The organism is Rufibacter sp. JT20002 (assembly GCF_056491185.1).
Window position 1 is genome coordinate 123,506 of the sequence record NZ_JBSZJY010000006.1, and the last position, 18,385, is coordinate 141,890.

Annotated in this window: 11 protein-coding genes; 6 read left to right on the plus strand and 5 right to left on the minus strand. The window is 48.5% G+C overall.

All coding sequences use genetic code 11. The features are described 5' to 3' along the window. Positions 1-5: 5 nt before the first annotated feature. On the plus strand, positions 6-623 hold the full coding sequence (locus ACW9SV_RS21825) for a MarC family protein (protein WP_479558905.1): 618 nt from the start codon (positions 6-8) through the stop codon (positions 621-623). A gap of 139 nt (positions 624-762) precedes the next feature. Continuing rightward, a complete protein-coding gene (hemE, locus tag ACW9SV_RS21830; protein WP_479558906.1) occupies positions 763-1,794 on the plus strand; it encodes a uroporphyrinogen decarboxylase in 1,032 nt (343 codons plus the stop codon). 129 nt (positions 1,795-1,923) lie between these two features. Here the strand turns inward: hemE and ACW9SV_RS21835 are convergent, their stop codons facing one another. From ACW9SV_RS21835 to ACW9SV_RS21855, 5 genes are all read right to left on the minus strand, one after another. Further along, a complete protein-coding gene (locus ACW9SV_RS21835; protein ID WP_479558907.1) occupies positions 1,924-2,955 on the minus strand; it encodes a bifunctional heptose 7-phosphate kinase/heptose 1-phosphate adenyltransferase in 1,032 nt (343 codons plus the stop codon). A 107-nt stretch (positions 2,956-3,062) separates the two neighbouring features. Beyond that, on the minus strand, positions 3,063-4,286 hold the full coding sequence (locus ACW9SV_RS21840; RefSeq protein WP_479558908.1) for a pyridoxal phosphate-dependent aminotransferase: 1,224 nt from the start codon (positions 4,284-4,286) through the stop codon (positions 3,063-3,065). A gap of 222 nt (positions 4,287-4,508) precedes the next feature. Then, the gene (locus tag ACW9SV_RS21845) at positions 4,509-6,416 is read right to left on the minus strand and encodes a glycosyltransferase family 2 protein (RefSeq protein WP_479558909.1); all 1,908 of its coding nucleotides are present in this window, start codon (positions 6,414-6,416) and stop codon (positions 4,509-4,511) included. A 142-nt stretch (positions 6,417-6,558) separates the two neighbouring features. Next, positions 6,559-7,167, minus strand: a complete 609-nt coding sequence (gene recR / locus ACW9SV_RS21850; RefSeq protein ID WP_479558910.1) for a recombination mediator RecR — start codon at positions 7,165-7,167, stop codon at positions 6,559-6,561. Positions 7,168-7,182: 15 nt separating this feature from the next. Then, positions 7,183-7,464 carry an ATP-dependent Clp protease adaptor ClpS gene (locus ACW9SV_RS21855; protein WP_062544330.1) on the minus strand — a complete coding sequence of 94 codons (282 nt, stop codon included), beginning with the start codon at positions 7,462-7,464 and terminating at the stop codon, positions 7,183-7,185. A gap of 200 nt (positions 7,465-7,664) precedes the next feature. On the opposite strand from ACW9SV_RS21855, the gene ACW9SV_RS21860 reads away from it, so the two are divergent. The 4 genes from ACW9SV_RS21860 to ACW9SV_RS21875 all read left to right on the plus strand — a co-directional run bounded on the left by ACW9SV_RS21860 (position 7,665) and on the right by ACW9SV_RS21875 (position 18,222). Continuing rightward, positions 7,665-9,821, plus strand: coding sequence for a S9 family peptidase (locus ACW9SV_RS21860; RefSeq protein ID WP_479558911.1), 2,157 nt, complete (start codon positions 7,665-7,667; stop codon positions 9,819-9,821). A gap of 88 nt (positions 9,822-9,909) precedes the next feature. Further along, a complete protein-coding gene (locus ACW9SV_RS21865; protein WP_479558912.1) occupies positions 9,910-10,707 on the plus strand; it encodes a hypothetical protein in 798 nt (265 codons plus the stop codon). A 19-nt stretch (positions 10,708-10,726) separates the two neighbouring features. After that, a complete protein-coding gene (locus tag ACW9SV_RS21870; protein ID WP_479558913.1) occupies positions 10,727-12,436 on the plus strand; it encodes a M28 family metallopeptidase in 1,710 nt (569 codons plus the stop codon). Positions 12,437-13,101: 665 nt separating this feature from the next. Then, positions 13,102-18,222, plus strand: a complete 5,121-nt coding sequence (locus tag ACW9SV_RS21875) for a CARDB domain-containing protein (RefSeq protein ID WP_479558914.1) — start codon at positions 13,102-13,104, stop codon at positions 18,220-18,222. Positions 18,223-18,385: the final 163 nt, after the last annotated feature.

Consider the following 18,385-nt stretch of genomic DNA (forward strand, 5'->3'; position numbering starts at 1 on the left):
AGGCAATGGAAATTCTACTCGCAACTTTCTCGGCCTTGTTTTCGGTAGTAAACCCGTTTGGGGCTATGCCGGTGTTTCTCACGCTTACCCATGATGACACCTCGGCCCGCCGGAACCAACAGGCGTTACGGGCTTGTATCTACATGATCCTGATCCTGACGGTCTTCTTCCTGGCCGGGCAGGCCGTACTGGATTTCTTTGGCCTCCGCATTCATGACCTGCGCATTGCCGGGGGCATTATGATCATGCGGGCGGGCCTGGACCTGCTCAACCCGAAAGCAGAGGATGGCAAAAAGATCTCAAAAGATGTGGTGGCTGAGGGAATGGAGAAGGAAGACATCTCCTTCACCCCACTTGCCATGCCTTTACTCTCAGGCCCGGGGTCCATTGCGGTAGTCATCAGCCTTTTCACCAAATCGCTCACCATCCTGGACATGGGCCTCACGGTGTTGGCTATTGTGCTGCTAGGCATGGTAAGTTACGTGATCCTGCTTTTCTCTCCCCGTCTCATGATCTTCATGGGCAAAGCCGGTCTTTCCGCCTTAGCCAAGATCATGGGTTTCATTGTGCTCTCATTGGGGGTAAGCTTTATTGTCACCGCCTTACTGGCCCTTTTCAAATAAGCGACTCTCCTTTTAAGCCCATTTTGCCAAAACGAGCTTAAAACCAACCCAGGTTTGGAATTCTGCCGCTCTCTAAATTCTGACTTAGAACTCTGAACTCAGAACTCAGGACTTCATTTTTATGCCTTATCTTTGCGGCATGGAATTAAAGAATGACTTGCTCCTGCGTGCCGCCATGGGGCAGCCAACTGAAAGAACTCCTGTATGGCTTATGCGCCAGGCAGGTCGTATTTTACCAGAATACCGCGCCGTGCGCGAGCGTCTCTCTGGATTTAAGGAACTGGTAGAAACCCCTGAACTGGCCGCCGAAGTGACCATTCAACCGGTAGATTTGCTGGACGTGGATGCCGCCATTATCTTCTCCGATATCTTGGTAGTACCCGAGGCGATGGGTTGCACCTACGAGATGATAGAGAAACGCGGACCTATCTTCCCAAACACTATCAAAACGGCTGCCGATATAGAAAATGTACGCGTGGCAGACCCTTACGAGCACCTGAACTACGTGCTGGAGGCTATCAAAGTCACCAAGCGTGAACTGAATGGCCGCGTGCCGTTGATCGGGTTTGCGGGTGCGCCCTGGACCATTTTCGCCTACATGGTGGAAGGCAGCGGATCCAAGACGTTCTCCAAGGCAAGAAAGATGTTGTACGAAGCTCCAGAGCTTTCGCACCAACTACTCCGTAAAATCACCGACACCACTATCGCTTACCTGAAGGCACAGGTAGAGGCCGGCGCCAACCTGATTCAGGTCTTTGATTCCTGGGCAGGCATTCTACCGCCGGCACATTACCAGGAGTTCTCTTACCGGTACATCTCTGAGATTTGCCAGGCCATTACGGATGTACCCGTGACGGTTTTCGCCAAAGGCGCGTTCTTCTCACTGGCTGAGTTTGGCCAGCTTGATTGCCAAGTAATTGGGTTAGACTGGAACATGAATGTGAAAGATGCTCGGGCAGCAGTTGGGCCAAATAAAACCCTACAAGGAAACCTGGATCCTTGCGCCCTTTACAACGACTTTGCCGGAGTAAAGCGTGAAACCATCAAAATGCTGGAAGCTTTTGGACCGAACCGGCACATCGCCAACTTAGGCCACGGGGTGTACCCAGACACTGACCCGGAGAAAGTGAAATGCTTCATCCAAACGGTGAAAGAGTACAGCCACCGTTAAGGGTTTCTCCCCCTGTTTTTAAGAAACTGATATGAAAACGGCCTCCTGCGAAGATTCACAGGAGGCCGTTTTGTTTATTCAGATTTCAGGCGGAGTTTGACTAAAACAGCCTCTATTCAGCATTTTCGGTTAGGCTTTTACCTCAAAGGAGGCCAATTCTCTGCGGAGTACTTTAGACTCCAAGGCCTCCGCCAAAAGTTGCTCTCTATCTATAGGCACTACGCCTACGTGCTCACAAACCAAACCTCCGCCCAAGTTAGCCAACTCTGCCAGAGCAGGAAGCGGCAAACCGGCGGCCAGGCTCAAAGCGGCAATGCTCACCACGGTGTCACCGGCCCCAGAGACATCTGAAATTGACCGGATGTGGGCATCTAGGTAAGTTTTGGTCTGGGAGGCAGACTGACAGAAAACCCCCCGCTCCGAAAGAGTCACCAATACATTCTCCAACTCCAGTTGGCCCTGCAACTGATCTACCGCGGCTTCAAAAGCTTCAAGGTTGGCATCCGCGAAATCAACTTTCAGGCCTTCTTTCAGTTCTTTTAGGTTGGGTTTAAAAAGTGTACTGCCTTTGTAGGCCAAGAAGTTCTTTTTCTTGGGGTCAATTACTGTGGGTATGCCTGCTTGCTTGGCCAGGCTTAGCAGTTCTTCAATAACCTGGGCGCTCAGCACGCCTTTGTCGTAATCCTCAAAGATGACGACGTGGGCATTCTCCAGCAACGCCTGGAACCGTTGCACTAAGGCTTGGCGCTCAGTAGCAGACAAATCGGTTTCCACTTCTGAGTCAATCCTTAATAATTGCTGGCCTCCAGAAATAATGCGCTGCTTTACCGTAGTAGGCCTTTCGGAACTCAAAATGATGCCTTCCGCCGTTTGGCCCTGATCTTGTAAAAGCTGGATCAACGCGTGTCCTTCCGGGTCATCCCCTACCACAGAGCAAAGCAAGGGGGTTGCGCCCAAACTCTGCACGTTCAGGGCCACGTTAGCGGCTCCGCCCAGGCGCTGCTCGGTTTTGGATTTGTTCACGATCGGCACCGGGGCCTCTGGTGACAGGCGCGACGACTTTCCCCAGAGATAAGCGTCAATCATCACGTCGCCAACTACCAATACCCGCAGTTGGCTGAAACGGGCAAACAAGGAAGATACAGTATGCTGAAGGGGCATTCAGAAATAAGAATAGGTTGAAACAAAACATTGGATAACCCACCTGGTTTGTAGGCGTGCTATCCAATGTCTAAGGCAAAGGTAAAAAGAAAATGCGAGACCCGGTTTTAGCTTAGTTTTGCCAAACTAGCCTTGATACGGTCCAGAGCCTCAATCAATTTGGCATCTGACGCGGCAAACGAGAACCGGATACACTGCGGGGCCCCAAACGCGCCACCCTCTACCAAAGAAACGTGCGCATCGTTGAGCAGGTACATGGCCAAGTCATTTGCGTTTTCAATTTTGGTGTCTCCGGCAGATTTCCCGAAGAAAGCGCTCACATCTGGGAAGATATAGAAGGCCCCCTGCGGCACATACGTTTTAAAGCCCGGGATTTCGTTCATCAAGCCCAACACTAGGTCACGGCGGCGCAGGTAAGAAGCGCTCATTTCTTCGGCAGAGGCTCTTCCGCCTTCCAGCGCGGCTTGGGCGGCTTTCTGGGCAATGGAGCAGGTTCCGCTGGTTATCTGGCTCTGCATTTTATCGCAGGCATCGGCAATGTCTTTGTGGGCGGCAATGTAACCAACGCGCCAACCGGTCATGGCATAGCCTTTAGAGAAGCCATTCACGGTGATCACGCGGTCTTTCACAGACTCAAAACGAGCCAGGCTGTAGTGCTCTCCGGTGAAGTTGATGTACTCGTAGATCTCGTCTGCGATTACGTACACCTGCGGATTTTTCTCCAGAATAGCGGCAAAGGCAGCCAGTTCGTCTTTGGTGAACACAGACCCGGTTGGGTTACACGGCGAAGAATACATTACCAGCTTGGTGTTTGGGGTAATAGCATCCTCTAACTGCTGGGCGGTTATTTTGTAGTCGTTTTCCAAGGCGCCCTGCACCGGTACCGGAATCCCCTCGGCCAGTTTCACCACTTCTTCGTAGCTTACCCAGTACGGAGAGATAATCACAACCTCATCGCCGGGGTTCACCAGGCACATCACGGCGTTGGCAATAGATTGCTTGGCCCCGGTGGAAACCACAATGTTTTCTGGGCCATACTCCAGACCGTTGTCACGGCGCAGTTTCTCTACAATGGCCTTGCGCAGGTCTGGATACCCTGCCACAGGTGTATAAAAGGTATAGCCATCATCAATGGCTTTCTTAGCAGCATCCTTAATGTACTGAGGGGTCTGGAAATCAGGCTCCCCAAAGCTTAGATTTATAACGTCCACCCCTTTGGCCGCCAGTTCACGGGCTTTTTTGGCCATGGCAATGGTTTGCGACTCAGCAAGTGAGGTAATGCGATCTGAAAGTGCTTTTTGTTCGGTAGTAATCATCTCTTGTGAAGACATAAAGGTGTGGGATCAAAAATAGGAGCTTTTGCTGTTTTTATAGCGTTTTCGTGAATATTTAATTAAACTTTCACGATTTTAGGAGGAATAATAAGTAAAATACAGGCGAATAAAACCAACACCTGCCTCTTAAACGCATCTTAGTGTGAATCAGTATTTTGGATAAGCCGTTACACCCTTCTGATTTTTTCAACTAGTCTAGCAAGGGAAAGGTCAAGCTTCCTACGCCGGTCTGCCCAGGTTAGAAATGTTACGGGCCATAATCAGGAGGTCTGCGGAAGGCGTATAGTCTTTGGCATAGACCACTTCCATCTGCCGGGCCGCCGCCGGACTGATTCGGCGTCGCGAGATTTTGTCTACTGGTGAAAGGATGGCGGGTTTTGATTCTGGGGTGGCGGTGGCTTTCAGGCCCACCCACTGGTAAAGCCCTACCAGGTTCCCGAGGCAGTTTTTCAGAAACTGCCTTTTTCCATTGATGCGCCAGATCAGCAATGGGGACAACACCAGCAATACGGCACTTACCAGCGAGTTCAGCACTGCTTTGTTCCGCCGATGATAAGGGTTGAGCAGGTTTACCTCAATGTGCAGGGCGTAATAATCGCCGCGGGCATTCTTGGAAGATGACCCGATGATGTAGGTACTGTTCTCGGGCAGGATCTTGAACTCCACGGCGCTGTTGTGGATCTGCACCATCCATTCTATAATTTGGGAAACCGGCAAATCCTTACCGCAGAAGATCAGCTCGTTAATTTTGTAAATCTCTATAATTTCTTTGATCTGCCGTAGATCGGCGGAAGTGTGCTGTGGTTCCAAGCGGGTTAAAGGTTCCTGCGCTCCGGCTTGCCGCAATAAATAAGAGGCTCTTTTCACTTCTTTGCCGCTGCCCACTACCGCAATGCGTTTGGCTTTGGGTTCACCAAACCGCCAGTGTCCGAAGGTTTTAAAGTGCCAGATCAACCGCCAGAGAGTCATGCCTACTAAGCCCACCAGCACCGCCACCAGCAGGTGCTTTTTATTGGTCTCCCCCACAATGGACACAATGCTGGAGAAAGCCATAAGCAGAATACTGCCCCAGAGCATGCCGCTTACCAGGCGGTAAAGTCGGCCGGGTTTGTCATACGCCCCGCTGAAGAAGGCACTTCCCAGCCAAACGCAGAGGTACGCCGCCCACATAGGCGAAGGGTCCAGAGGCAAGGGATCAGGCACTACTTTTTCACCCGCCACAGCCCCCACCGCCAGACACAGGCCGTCCAGTAAGATAGGGGTTATGCGTTGCAGCCCCCGGTAGAAAATGGCAATGGCGGCTCGCAGGTAAATGGCCAACCGGATTAGAAAGGAATAAAGCCGGGCCTGCCGTCCGCTGAAATGCTTCTCTGCGAACACCATCATGGCTCGGTAAAACATGAACACGTAGTTCACGCTGGTTTTGCGGGTGCTCTCGCCTTTGTAGTGGATGATGCGCGTTTCCGGGAAGTACACCACATCGTACCCTCCCTCCTTGATTCGGTAAGACAAATCAATATCCTCGCCATACATGAAGAAGTTCTCATCCAGAAGGCCCACTTTCTCCAGCGCTTCCGTTCGCATGAACATGAAGGCCCCTGCCAGAATATCAATTTTGTGCACCTTATCCTCGGGCAGGTGCCCTAAATGGTACCGGTTGAAGACGGAGGAAGTAGGAAACATGGCCGCCAGGCCGAACACCTTAGAAAAGGCAACCCATGGCGTGGGAAGTCCGCGCTTAGATTCTGGGAGAAATTTACCTGCACCATCCATCATCTTCACGCCCAAAGCCCCCGCTTTGGGGTTCCCTTCCATGAACTGGAAACACTTCAGGAAGGTGTCTTCCTCCACCACTGTATCAGGATTGAGGAGCAACACATATTTGCCCTGCGCTTGCCGGATGGCCTGGTTGTTGGCTTTGGAAAAACCCAGATTCTCTTTGTTGGCCAGCAAAATCACCTCGGGGAAGCGCCGCTGCACCATCTCCACCGATCCGTCTACCGAGTTATTGTCTACTACAAACACCTCTACCTGCAGTTTGCGCATGGCCTTTCTGACGGAAAGCAGGCACTGCTCCAGGAAATAGCTGACGTTGTAATTGACAATGATAACAGAGAGGTCTTTCAAGCGCGAACGTTGGGTCGGGTTGGTACAAGCGGGTAATTCACCTGTAATTTGGGAAAAGTACTACAAACATAAAAAAAGCAGGAACATATGTTCCTGCTCTCTCTGCCTTTTAGGGCTGTTTTCATGGAAGGAAGCTTAAAGCCTAAATCTGGCTGTAAGCGGTACGGTCCAGAATGCTTCGGCCTAAGGTAATCTCATCGGTATACTCCAGTTCTCCGCCCACCGGCACGCCTCTGGCAATGCTGGAAATGCGGGCCGGATAGTCCTTCAGTTTACGAGTAAGGTAAAAGGCCGTGGTGTCTCCTTCCATGGTAGGGCTAAGGGCCAGGATGATCTCTTTCACCCCTGAGTTTGGCAACCGCTCTACCAACGACTGTATGTGCAGATCTGAGGGGCCAACGCCTTCCAGCGGGGAGATCACGCCACCCAGCACGTGGTACACACCTTTGTACTGCGCGGTATTCTCAATGGCGATAACGTCGCGCATGTCACTCACTACGCACAGCAAGGCCCGGTCCCGGAGCGGATTAGAACAGATGCCGCACACCTCCTGGTCAGAAATGTTATGACAGGTTTTGCAGTACCTGATGCCAGTACGCATGCGTACCAGCGCCTCAGAAAGTTGTTTTGTATCTTCGGTTTCGGCTTTGAGCAAATGCAAAACTAGGCGTAGGGCGGTTTTCTTGCCTACACCGGGTAATTTTGCCAACTCTTCTACCGCATTCTCAATCAGCTTAGAAGGAAAATTCATCCAGGTAATTCAGGGTTAAACAATATCTGCTGAGATACCCCGGTCATGGATGGCAGTGCACATAATTTCCAACTCAGAGAACGTGCCCAGCTTTACGGTGCACTTCCCTTTGTAGTGGATCAACATGGTACATTGCTCGGCCTGTTCCTGTGTATGGCGGCAGACCTGCACCAAGGTATTGATCACGTGCTCAAACGTATTGACGTCATCGTTGTACACCACCAGCTCCCGCACATCAGTGGTTTCCTCCAATAACAGCACGTCTTCCTGCTCCAGAATTTCAGTTAGAATGTCCATAACACAAAATTAAGCAATTAACATGAGTTTAGGAAGAGCCTTCTGCTCCGGTCTCAGCAAAAGTAAAACAGCTAAAAACTACCTCTTGTTCCTCAAAAAAAGGTAGTTTAGCCTAATTTTTGATAGTTACTTTTCCATCAAAAACCCATACCGGGCTGCTCTTGGGCATTCTGGTTTTCAATTGCATAACCCCACAGAACATGCACAAACAACCCCTTGCCTGGATAGCCTTTGTGTGGCTGTCACTCCTGTCTTCTGTTACGGCAACTGCCCAGCAGAAGCTTTTAACCATGGAAGACGCCTTCCTGAACCCAAGCCTTTCGCCCGCCAATCTGCGCCAACTCACCTGGATACCTGGCAGAGATGAATTCAGCTACGTTGGCGACAGAAATGACCAGTTGCTGCGCGGCTCAGTAAGAGAAAATGCCAGAGTAGTGCTTACCGTAGCTGATCTGAGTGCCGCCCTGGAGAAGGCTGGCGGCGCCAAAGTTTCTGGCGTTAATGGCCTGGAATGGCTAAACGGCAATGACATCCTGGTTAACCAACGCGGCGCTCTGTACCGGTACAACCTGCAGACCAAGGCAGCGCAGGCGTTTTACCGGCTGGATGCCGCCGCCGAAAACGTGGACTTTGCCCCTAACAAGCAGCGGGTCGCCTACACCAAGGCCCAGAACCTGTTCATCTCCCAGCCCGGTGCCGAAAACAAGCAGATTACCCAGGAGGCGAACCCCGAAATTGTAAACGGACAGGCAGCCCACCGCTCTGAGTTCGGGATCTCTAAAGGCACGTTTTGGAGCCCCAGCGGGAACCATTTGGCGTATTACCGCATGGACCAGACCATGGTCACCAATTACCCGCTGGTAGACGTTAGCCAGATTCCCGCGCAACTCAACAACATCAAATACCCGATGGCGGGCGGCAAAAGCCACCACGTGACGGTGGGCGTGTACAACGTGGCCTCGGGCAAAACCATTTTCCTGAAGACCGGAGAACCCGCCGAGCAATACCTCACCAACCTGACCTGGAGCCCCGACGAGAAATCCATTTACCTGGCGGTAGTCAACCGTGCGCAGAACCACATGTGGCTAAACCAGTACGATGCCACTACCGGCGCCTTCGTGAAAACCTTGTTTGAGGAGAAAAATGACAAGTGGGTAGAGCCTGAGCACCCGCTGTACTTTGTACCGGGCAAGCCCGATCAGTTTGTCTGGATCAGCGAGCGCGACGGCTTTGACCACCTTTACCTGTACAACACCAATGGCCAGCTGATTCGGCAATTGACCAAAGGCGAGTGGGTGGTAACTGATTTAGTGGGTTTTGACAAAAACGGCCGCGAAGCGTACTACACCTCCACCGCCGAGAGCCCTTTGGAGCGTCACTTTTACGCCGCTGAGTTAAGCACCGGCCGCACCGGCCGGCTCACCCAAGGCAGCGGGGTGCACACCATTTCCTTCAGCCCTACCGGTCAATACTTTATAGACAATTACAGCAGCCCCGCCACCCCGCGCACCATCCGCATTTTGGACACCGATGCTGGCAAAATCACAAAAACGCTGCTGGTAGCCCAAAATCCTTTGCAAGACTATCGTTTAGGCGAAACCACTGTTTCCCCTATTAAAGCCGAAGATGGTACAGATCTATTCTGCCGGATGATCACGCCGCCCAACTTTGATGAGAAGAAAAAGTACCCAGTGGTGATGTACGTGTATGGTGGTCCGCATGCCCAAATGATCACCAACGGCTGGCTGGGCGGCTCCAACCTTTGGATGCAGCTCATGGCCCAGAAAGGCTACATCGTGTTCACGCTAGACAACCGGGGCTCTGCCAACCGCGGACGTGCCTTTGAACAAGCCATCTTCCGGCAGGCCGGCGTAGCCGAGGTAAGCGACCAAATGAAAGGAGTGGACTACCTGAAGAGCCTCCCGTATGTAGATGCCACCCGCATGGGCGTTCACGGCTGGAGTTACGGCGGCTTCATGACAACCTCTTTGATGCTGAAGCAACCTGGCGTCTTCAAAGTAGGCGTAGCGGGTGGCCCGGTAATAGACTGGCGCCTCTACGAAGTCATGTACACCGAGCGCTACATGGATACTCCGCAGGAAAACCCCCAGGGCTATGAACAAGCCAATCTGCTTAACCACGTAAAGAACCTCAAAGGCAAGCTGCTCATGATCCACGGCACGGTAGATGACGTGGTGGTGTGGCAACACAGCCAGGCCTTCCTGAAAAAAGCGGTGGATGAAGGCGTGCTGCTGGATTACTTCGTGTACCCGGGCCATCCGCACAACGTGGGCGGCAAAGACCGCGTGCACCTCTACAAAAAAGTAACCGAGTACTTTGACGAGCATCTAAAGTAAAAAAGTAAAGGGTCTGTTTTGAAGAAAACAGACCCTTTATAATTAATTCAGACTTAAGAAGGCAGTTTTACCTTTTTATTAAAGACCTATGAAAGAGTACACTTACAAAGGAAAATGTATTTGGTGTTTAAAAGAAAGACCGGAAGTACTTTTCACCAGTGAACCTCATACTGTTTCTAGGCAGCTTGGTTCTACTATGATAGGTTTTGACATTTGTAATTCCTGCAACTCATACTTTGGGTCATCTACCAAGAATAAATTCAAGGAGTTTGTCATCTCTCCAGAATTAGCCTTTAAAGAAATTTTTAATATTATTAAATTCCTTTTCAAACAAAATAAAAACGAAAATTCATACAAGGAATTAAGGTCTATATACTTTAACTATCATCATTCAAGGTTAACATTACAAATCAAAAAGTCTTTTGAAATACAACCAAGGTTTTTAAGAAACTTCACAAGACAATTTAAAAGAGGAGTTTATGAAGTGTTTTTACAAGAATATCATCGTTATACAAAAAGTGGATTAGACACAAAATTTGATCCTGTCAAGAATTTTGCACGATACGGATTAGGGGATTTACCCCTTTACTTTTTGAAAAACAATGGTATTTACTTTGTTGAAGAAAATTTCAACAATCCTTCCCTAGCTTTCAACGAACATACATTAACTCATATTAATGAATTTGGTTTTTACCAGATGTTGTTTTTAGGTCATGTTTTCTTTTTAGAAGTAACTCCTAGGTCAATTTTCACAAGAGATAAATATTTATTTAATGAGGCAGATAAATGGATAAATAATAAAGCTTTTTTCAGCCATTTAGTTGAAATGGAGTATATAACTGATTTAGATTTTACTTTGAGAAGTTTAAATAAAGAAGGTCAATAGCTTACTAAATGAACTACCTATGTTGAAACGCAACCATCTCTGGGCTTTGCCGCTCGGATTAACCTTTATCTCAGCTTGCCAATCTACCACCTCCACTCAGCAGACTACTGCAACTGCATCTGAAGCAATTACCGCTGCGACTCCTACTGAGGCGCCAGTGACTGAGGGCCGTGTTACCGAAGAAAGCTACCGCACTTACGTTACTGCTCTGGCCGCCGATGACATGGAAGGCCGCAAGCCGTTCACCAATGGCGAGAAGAAAACCCTCGCTTACCTGGAGCAAGAAGCCAGGGCATTGGGCCTGGAACCCGGCAATGGCAACAGCTACCTGCAGGAAGTACCCATGGTGGAGATTACCTCCTCACCCGCTCCTACAATGACCGTGAAAGGCAAAAAGGCCCTGACCTTGAAAGGGCTGGATGACTACGTGATTTGGGCCAGACGGACCGAGGAAAATGTCTCCATTAAAGACAGTGAACTGGTGTTTGCCGGTTTCGGGATTGTGGCCCCGGAATATAACTGGAACGACTACGCCGGGCTGAATGTGAAAGATAAGGTAGTGGTGGTTCTGGTCAGCGACCCCGGGTTCTACTCTACCGACACCACCTTCTTCAAAGGCCGTACCATGACCTACTACGGTCGGTGGACCTACAAATTTGAGGAGGCCGCCCGCCAGGGAGCCAAAGGATGCCTCATTGTACACGCCACAGAACCGGCGGGTTACAGCTTCAAGGTGGTACAGAACAACTGGAACACCTCCAAGTTCTACCTGGGGGCAAACGGAAAGGAAACTTACCATTGCGCCATGGAAGGCTGGATCACCACCCCCGTTGCTGAAAAACTATTCTCCGCCGCCGGCAAAAACTACCAGACAGAACTGCAGCGGGCTTCCAAACCTGGGTTCAAAGGAAATACCTTGGGCATGACGGTAAGCACTTCCCTGAAAGCCAAAATCAGGAATGACAAATCTTATAACTTCATCGCGAAGATCACTGGGAGCAAGCGCCCCGATGAAGCGATTGTGTACTCCGGGCACTGGGACCATCTAGGCATTGGCAAGAAAAACGAGCAAAACGACAGCATCTACAACGGCGCCGCCGACAACGCCAGCGGAACCGCCGGTCTACTGGCCGTGGCGAAAGCGTTTCAGGAGCAAGCCCAAAAACCCGACAGAACCGTAGTCTTTCTTTCGGTCACCGCGGAAGAACAGGGCCTGTTAGGCTCCGCGCATTACGCAGAGCACCCGGCTTTCCCGAAGGAAAAAACCGTGGCAAACCTCAACATGGACATGCTAAACCCATTTGGACCTACCAAGGACATCGTGCTCATTGGTATGGGCCAATCAGAATTGGAGGACATTCTCTCAGAAGAAGCCCGAAAGGAGGGCCGGTACATTGCGCGGGACCCTAATCCGGAGGCTGGTCTCTATTACCGATCTGATCACTTTAACTTCGCCAAGACGGGAGTTCCAGCGCTGTTCACCGGCATGGGCATTGACCACGTTACCTTAGGCAAAGTCGAGGGCAAAAGGCTGTTGGACAATTTCACTGCCAACATCTACCACAAACCCAATGATGAGGTGAACGCAAACTTTAAAACAGATGGTGCCGTAGCCGATTTGCAATTACTGTACCAAGTAGGAAAACGCCTCGCTTTATCAAACGTCTGGCCTGCCTGGAAAACCGGTTCAGAGTTCAAATCCGTGCGCGATAAGTTTATGAAGAAGTAGGGCTTTTACCCTATTTTGCTAAAAACTAGCTAAAAAAGGCCGCTTCGTAGATGAAGCGGCCTTTTTGTTTTAGTTAAAATATAGAGCCAATTTCTTCTTCTGGACTCTATTTGTGTTGAAGCGCTTGCTTATGTATGATAGTTCGTCTTATAACTAAAGAAGTGGTAGGTATCGGCTTAGGCACTTGGCTTCATCTATTGCATTTAAGTAACAAGTTCCCAAATAAGAAAATACAGTTTAAGCTTGCCTGATCACAGCCAGAAATTAAAAACTGACAAGTATTGAATAATCCTATAAAACATTCAAAGCAAAAAACTACGAGCACCTACCCTATTGCTTTGAAATTTGGAATCGGCTGTGAACGTATACTTGCGCCACCGATGGCTACTTTTAGCATATACTTTTCAAGAGTGTATATCTTCTATTCTAATAGTGTAGAAAGGCGATATCTATTTAACGAAGCGTATTATTTGGTTCATCGTCTTCCTAGAAATGTTTTGAATTTACTTTTCAACTGTTCGTGCACTTAGGAGGCAGAAAAATATTTTAACACAGAATTTTAATAATCTTTTTATATACAAATTCTTGCCGCATCTTTATAGGATTAATTCCATAAACCTATTTATCTATACTAAACCTTACCCTTTCCCCTTTTCTATTCTTGTATGTTAAAACCTTTACTCTCTGTCTCATCTGATTTCAGATGGAAACTCCTGCTTTTGATTTTCCTCTTCTGCGGAGGGGCTCAGGCAGCCTACTCACAAGCAGATTATGCTATTCAGGGGGCTGCTGTGTCACCCACCTCCGTAGCTGTAGGAGGTACTATCAATGCTTCAAGTTCTATTTACAACTTGGGCAACAGCGCTGGAATTAGTAGCAATGTGGGCTACTACTTATCAACCAACAGTACTTTAGACAATTCGGACACCTTTATTGGCTCTTCCGCTGGGGGAACCCTTGTCGCAGGAGGAACATCCAGCAGGTATGAAACGCTTACCATTCCGGCGGGTACTGCCAACGGGTCTTATTACCTCCTTTTTAAGGCAGACTACCTGAACACTATTTCAGAGTCTGATGAAAACAACAACGTGAGTAGTGTTGCCATTTCGGTGGTGCCTTCTGCTGTTGATTTTGTTGTTAACTCAGCCGTAGTGAATGAGTACAACTACACTCCCATTACTCCTGGCAGTTCAGTAACGGTGTCTGGAAGCATTAGGAACCAGGGGAATATTTTCGCTTCATCCAGCAGTGTTGGGTATTACTTATCTTCTAACACCTCCCTAGACGCGGCAGATGTTTTTATTGGCTCCGCATCAAGTGTTTACAGACTCAACGCAGGTGAAAATGTGTATTTCAATAACACAATCACCATACCGGCTAGTACTACTCCCGGTACCTACAACATTATCTTTGTAGCCGATTACCTGAATAGCGTTACCGAAGCAAGCGAGACCAACAACACGCTTGCCCGGCAGATCACGGTTGTTTCGCCTTCTGTAGACCTGTATGTTGAATCACCCTACCTATACAGTACTTCTGCTTCACCAGGGCATCTGGTCTCTACCAGATTCTCGGTTTTCAACATGGGGAACACCATGGCAGCCTCCAGCAACGTGGGAATTTACCTATCTACTAATTCTACCTTAGATGCAGCAGACTCCTTTATTGGTTCTTCTTCAGGTTCCAGCATTGCGGGCGGCACTTCCGGATACTCTAGGGAGGCAAATGTTACCATTCCCTCCAATACACCCGTGGGATCTTATTATATCCTGTTTAAGGTAGATTATTTAAATAGCATCACCGAAACAAACGAAAACAATAACGTTGCCAGTGTTGCCTTTTCTGTGGTAGCGCCTAATGTTGATTTGAATCTCCAAACCCCTAGTATCTCTTCTGCTACTGTATCTGCCGGCAATCCTTTGACGGTCTCTTCCACCGTCTACAACCTTGGGAATACCAATGCAGGGTCCAGTAACATGGGGTATTATCTGTCAACGAATAATATTCTGGATGCAGCAGACGTCTTAATCAGTTTTGCTAATGGCGGAGCGGTTTCCTCTGGCAGTTATAACAGCAGCTTTAGAAGTGCGTCAGTGACCATCCCGGCAAATACTGCTCCTGGTAATTACTACCTCATACAGGCAGTTGATTATCTAAACTCCATCGCAGAGAGCGACGAAACCAACAATACGGCAAGTAGCTACCTAAGTGTTACCGCGCAAGGCACTACTTTCATCGTTCCTTTTAACGGCACTTCCAGCTTTACCACGTGTACAGGTAAAGTCTATGACAACGGCGGCACCGGAGAATACTCTAACTATGCCAGTGGATCTATTACACTGAACCCAGGCACCACCGGAAATAAAATACAACTATCCTTTACAAGCTTTTCGGTAGAGCCTGGGTACGATTACCTGGAGATATTTGATGGTACCAGTACCTCCGCCACATTAATTGGCCGATATTCCTACAACCCAGGAGTAATTACAGCCTCAAGTGCCTCCGGAGCGTTGACCTTACGCTTTAACACCGATGGTAGCGCTGTTTACTCCGGTTTTGAAGCTGATATTTCCTGTGTAACCCCTTCTGTTGATTTATCTATCCTTTCTGGTTTTTCCTCAGTAAGCAGCATTAGCCCAGGAACCTCCTTTACCACTACCAGCTTTATCGCTAACACAGGTTCCACTTCCTCTCCAAGTAGCAATGTTGGGTATTATCTATCTGCCAACAGCACCTTTGAGACAACGGATCTTTACTTAGGTGTTACCAATGGCGAAACTCTTACCAGCGCCAACTCAGCAGAGAGACGTGGTTCCCTGATCTTGCCTGGCACCGTACCTGGAGGTGCTTACAACTTACTTTTCGTGGCAGACCCTACAAACCTTGTGGGGGAGACAAACGAAACCAATAACGTGAGGGCGTCAGCAATTACCGTTAACTCCTCTAATGTTATTGACCTGAATGTGACCGCCAGAACCTTAGCTGCTACCACAGTGGTGACAGGAGCTTCTGTTTCTGCGACGGGAACTCTGACAAACAATGGCAACACCCTGGCACCTAGAAGCGCCGTTGGTTTTTACCTTTCACCTAATGCTACCTTGGATGAAAATGACGTGTTGTTGACACAGACCCAAACAGCCGGTACATTGGCCGCTTCAGCCTCTGAAGCTGTAACTGCTTCTTTAACTATTCCAAGCACCACTGCTCCGGGCAGTTATTACATCCTGTTTGTACCAGATCCTGAAAACCACATTGCAGAATCTAATGAGACAAATGGCATCATGTCACTTGCTCTTACGGTAACAAACAACACCTCAGACCTGATAGTGCAGAACGCATCCCTTTCTCCAACAGCCTTGCTGGCAGGAGCTACGGTAACCGCCACTTCTACTCTCAGAAACCAAGGCTCTGTTTCTGCCACCAGCAGTAACATGGGCTATTACCTCTCTTCCAATACCACCTTTGAGGCTTCTGATGTAGCGTTAACCACTACTACCGGGGGTACCCTAGCCGGAACCACCTCTGCGGCAAAAACAGCTACCCTTACCATTCCTGCAGGAACTGCGCCAGGCAACTACCATGTGCTTTTTGTAGCCGACCCTGCCAATAGTGTGACGGAAGGAAATGAGTCCAATAACGTATCACCAGTAGCCTTGACGGTATTGACTCAAATTGTAGACCTGAATATTCAAGCCCCAGCTTTATCGGTTGCTTCGTTGACCACAGGTGGCACTGTTACGGCTACTTCATCTATCCGAAACTCTGGCACCATTTCTTCAAGCGCCAGCACCGTAGGTTACTACCTTTCTACTAATACAACGTTTGAGGTTTCTGATGTGGCTTTAGGCACTTCTACCGGCGGAGCACTTTCTGCTGGTACTTCAGCTTCAAAAACTGCTACTCTCACCATTCCGGCGACAACAACTGCAGGCAACTACTATGTTTTATTTGTGGCAGATCCAGCGGCTGCGGTAACCGAAAGCAATGAGGCCAACAACGTCTCTTCTGTTGCTTTGACGGTAACTGCCCCCCCTAGCCCAGACTTGATAGTGGAGACTTTCTATACTTCTCCCTCTACTTCTCCCTACGTACAAGGAGCTGTATTCACCGTAGCTGCTTTAATCAAGAACCAAGGAAATGCTAACAGCTCAGCTTCTTCTGTTGGAATTTACTTGTCTTTAAATGACACTTGGGATGCCGCAGATGTTTTATTAGCTGAAGCCACCGGGTCAAGCTTAAATCAAAACACTACTGCTACTCTCACCGCTGCCGTGACCATTCCAACAACTACCGTAGCCGGTTCTTACCGGTTATTGGTGAAAGCGGATCATAGAAATGCTGTTGTGGAAAGTAATGAAGACAACAATTTAAGATTTTCAGCAATTACGGTAGTTACCCCAACAGTTGATTTAGCAGTTAGCAACGTTTCTGCTTCCACTAGCAACTTGAGTGTTGGTAGCTCTATCACAGTTTCAGCTCGAATAAGCAACAACGGCAACTCAACAGCGCCAAGTAGTAATTTAGGTTTTTACCTTTCTGCCAACAATGTTTTTGATACCAATGACATTGCCTTAGGTACCGTTACTGGTGGCACTTTGGCTTCGGGAACAAATGCCACTAGATCTGGTACTTTCACCGTTCCTACTGGCACTCTAGAAGGAAACTATTTCTTACTGTTCATAGCTGATCCGGCGAATGCAGTAGCTGAAAGCAATGAAACAAACAACGTGATAGACATGCTGGGCTTCTTTGTGTATCCACAAAGCGTAGACCTTATTCTAAGTAACACTATGATCTCCTCTCCTTTTGTGGCTAAGGGGTCTACCGTAAACTTAAACACCACTATCACTAACAGCAGAACAATACCAGCATCTTCCAGTAATGTTGGGTATTATCTGTCAGCAAATAACACTTACGAAAGTAGCGACATCCTTTTGGGCACATCCACAGGAGACGCATTAGCAGCTGGGGAAAGTGTAACTAAAAATGCTACTGTCACCATCCCGGCTAGCACCGCTGTAGGAAACTATCACATCCTGTTTATTGCCGACCCTAACAATTCAATAACGGAGAGTAGTGAAACTAACAACCTTTCAGCTGTTCCTATTACCGTTTATGAAGCAAACACCAGCGTTCAGAAACCTGATTTGATGGTTCAGACTCCAACAATTGATAGAACTATTGTCAATATTGGAAACACTGTTATCATTAGCTCAAGAGTAGTTAATACGGGCAATACAACTGCTGCTGCCGGTAAAGTCTCTTATTTTGTATCTTCTGATGATGAGTATGAGATTGCCGATTTTTTAGTAGTTGAGAGTGAACACCCCGCATTAGCCGCAGGTGCTTCTACCACTAGCTCTGTCTCTTTTACTATTCCAAGTTGGATGGGGTATGACCAATTTTACTTGATTGCCAAAGTAGACCACAGGGGAACTATTGATGAGATAAACGAGGGTAACAACATCAGCAGCGCCGCTTTGATAAGAATGAGAGACCCCAACGGCATCAAGGAACTTTCACCTGAGCATAAACTCACTTTATGGCCTAACCCTGCTACTGAAAAGCTCGCCATTGAAGCGAAAGGCTTCAAGAATGGGGAGATATCAGCAGAAATTACCATGTACAACGTAGCAGGCCAGAAAGTGATGACTCAGAAAGCAGCTATCACTAATCAGGAATTGAAAGTTTCTATGGATGTAACTAACCTGAACCATGGTCTTTACCTGGTGTACATTCAAGTAGGTGATACGCTCACCATAAGAAGAGTCGCCGTTCAGAAATAACTGCCTAGTTCTTAATCTTAGAAAGAGCCTCCTAGAAAATAGGAGGCTCTTTTTTTTGTACTAGCCTACAGATCTCTCTGTACACAGTTTCCTCCAACCCAGCTGCACTTTAAACCTTCTTTGCCGAAAATGGACATAAATCAAGCCAGTTGGCAAAAGGCCG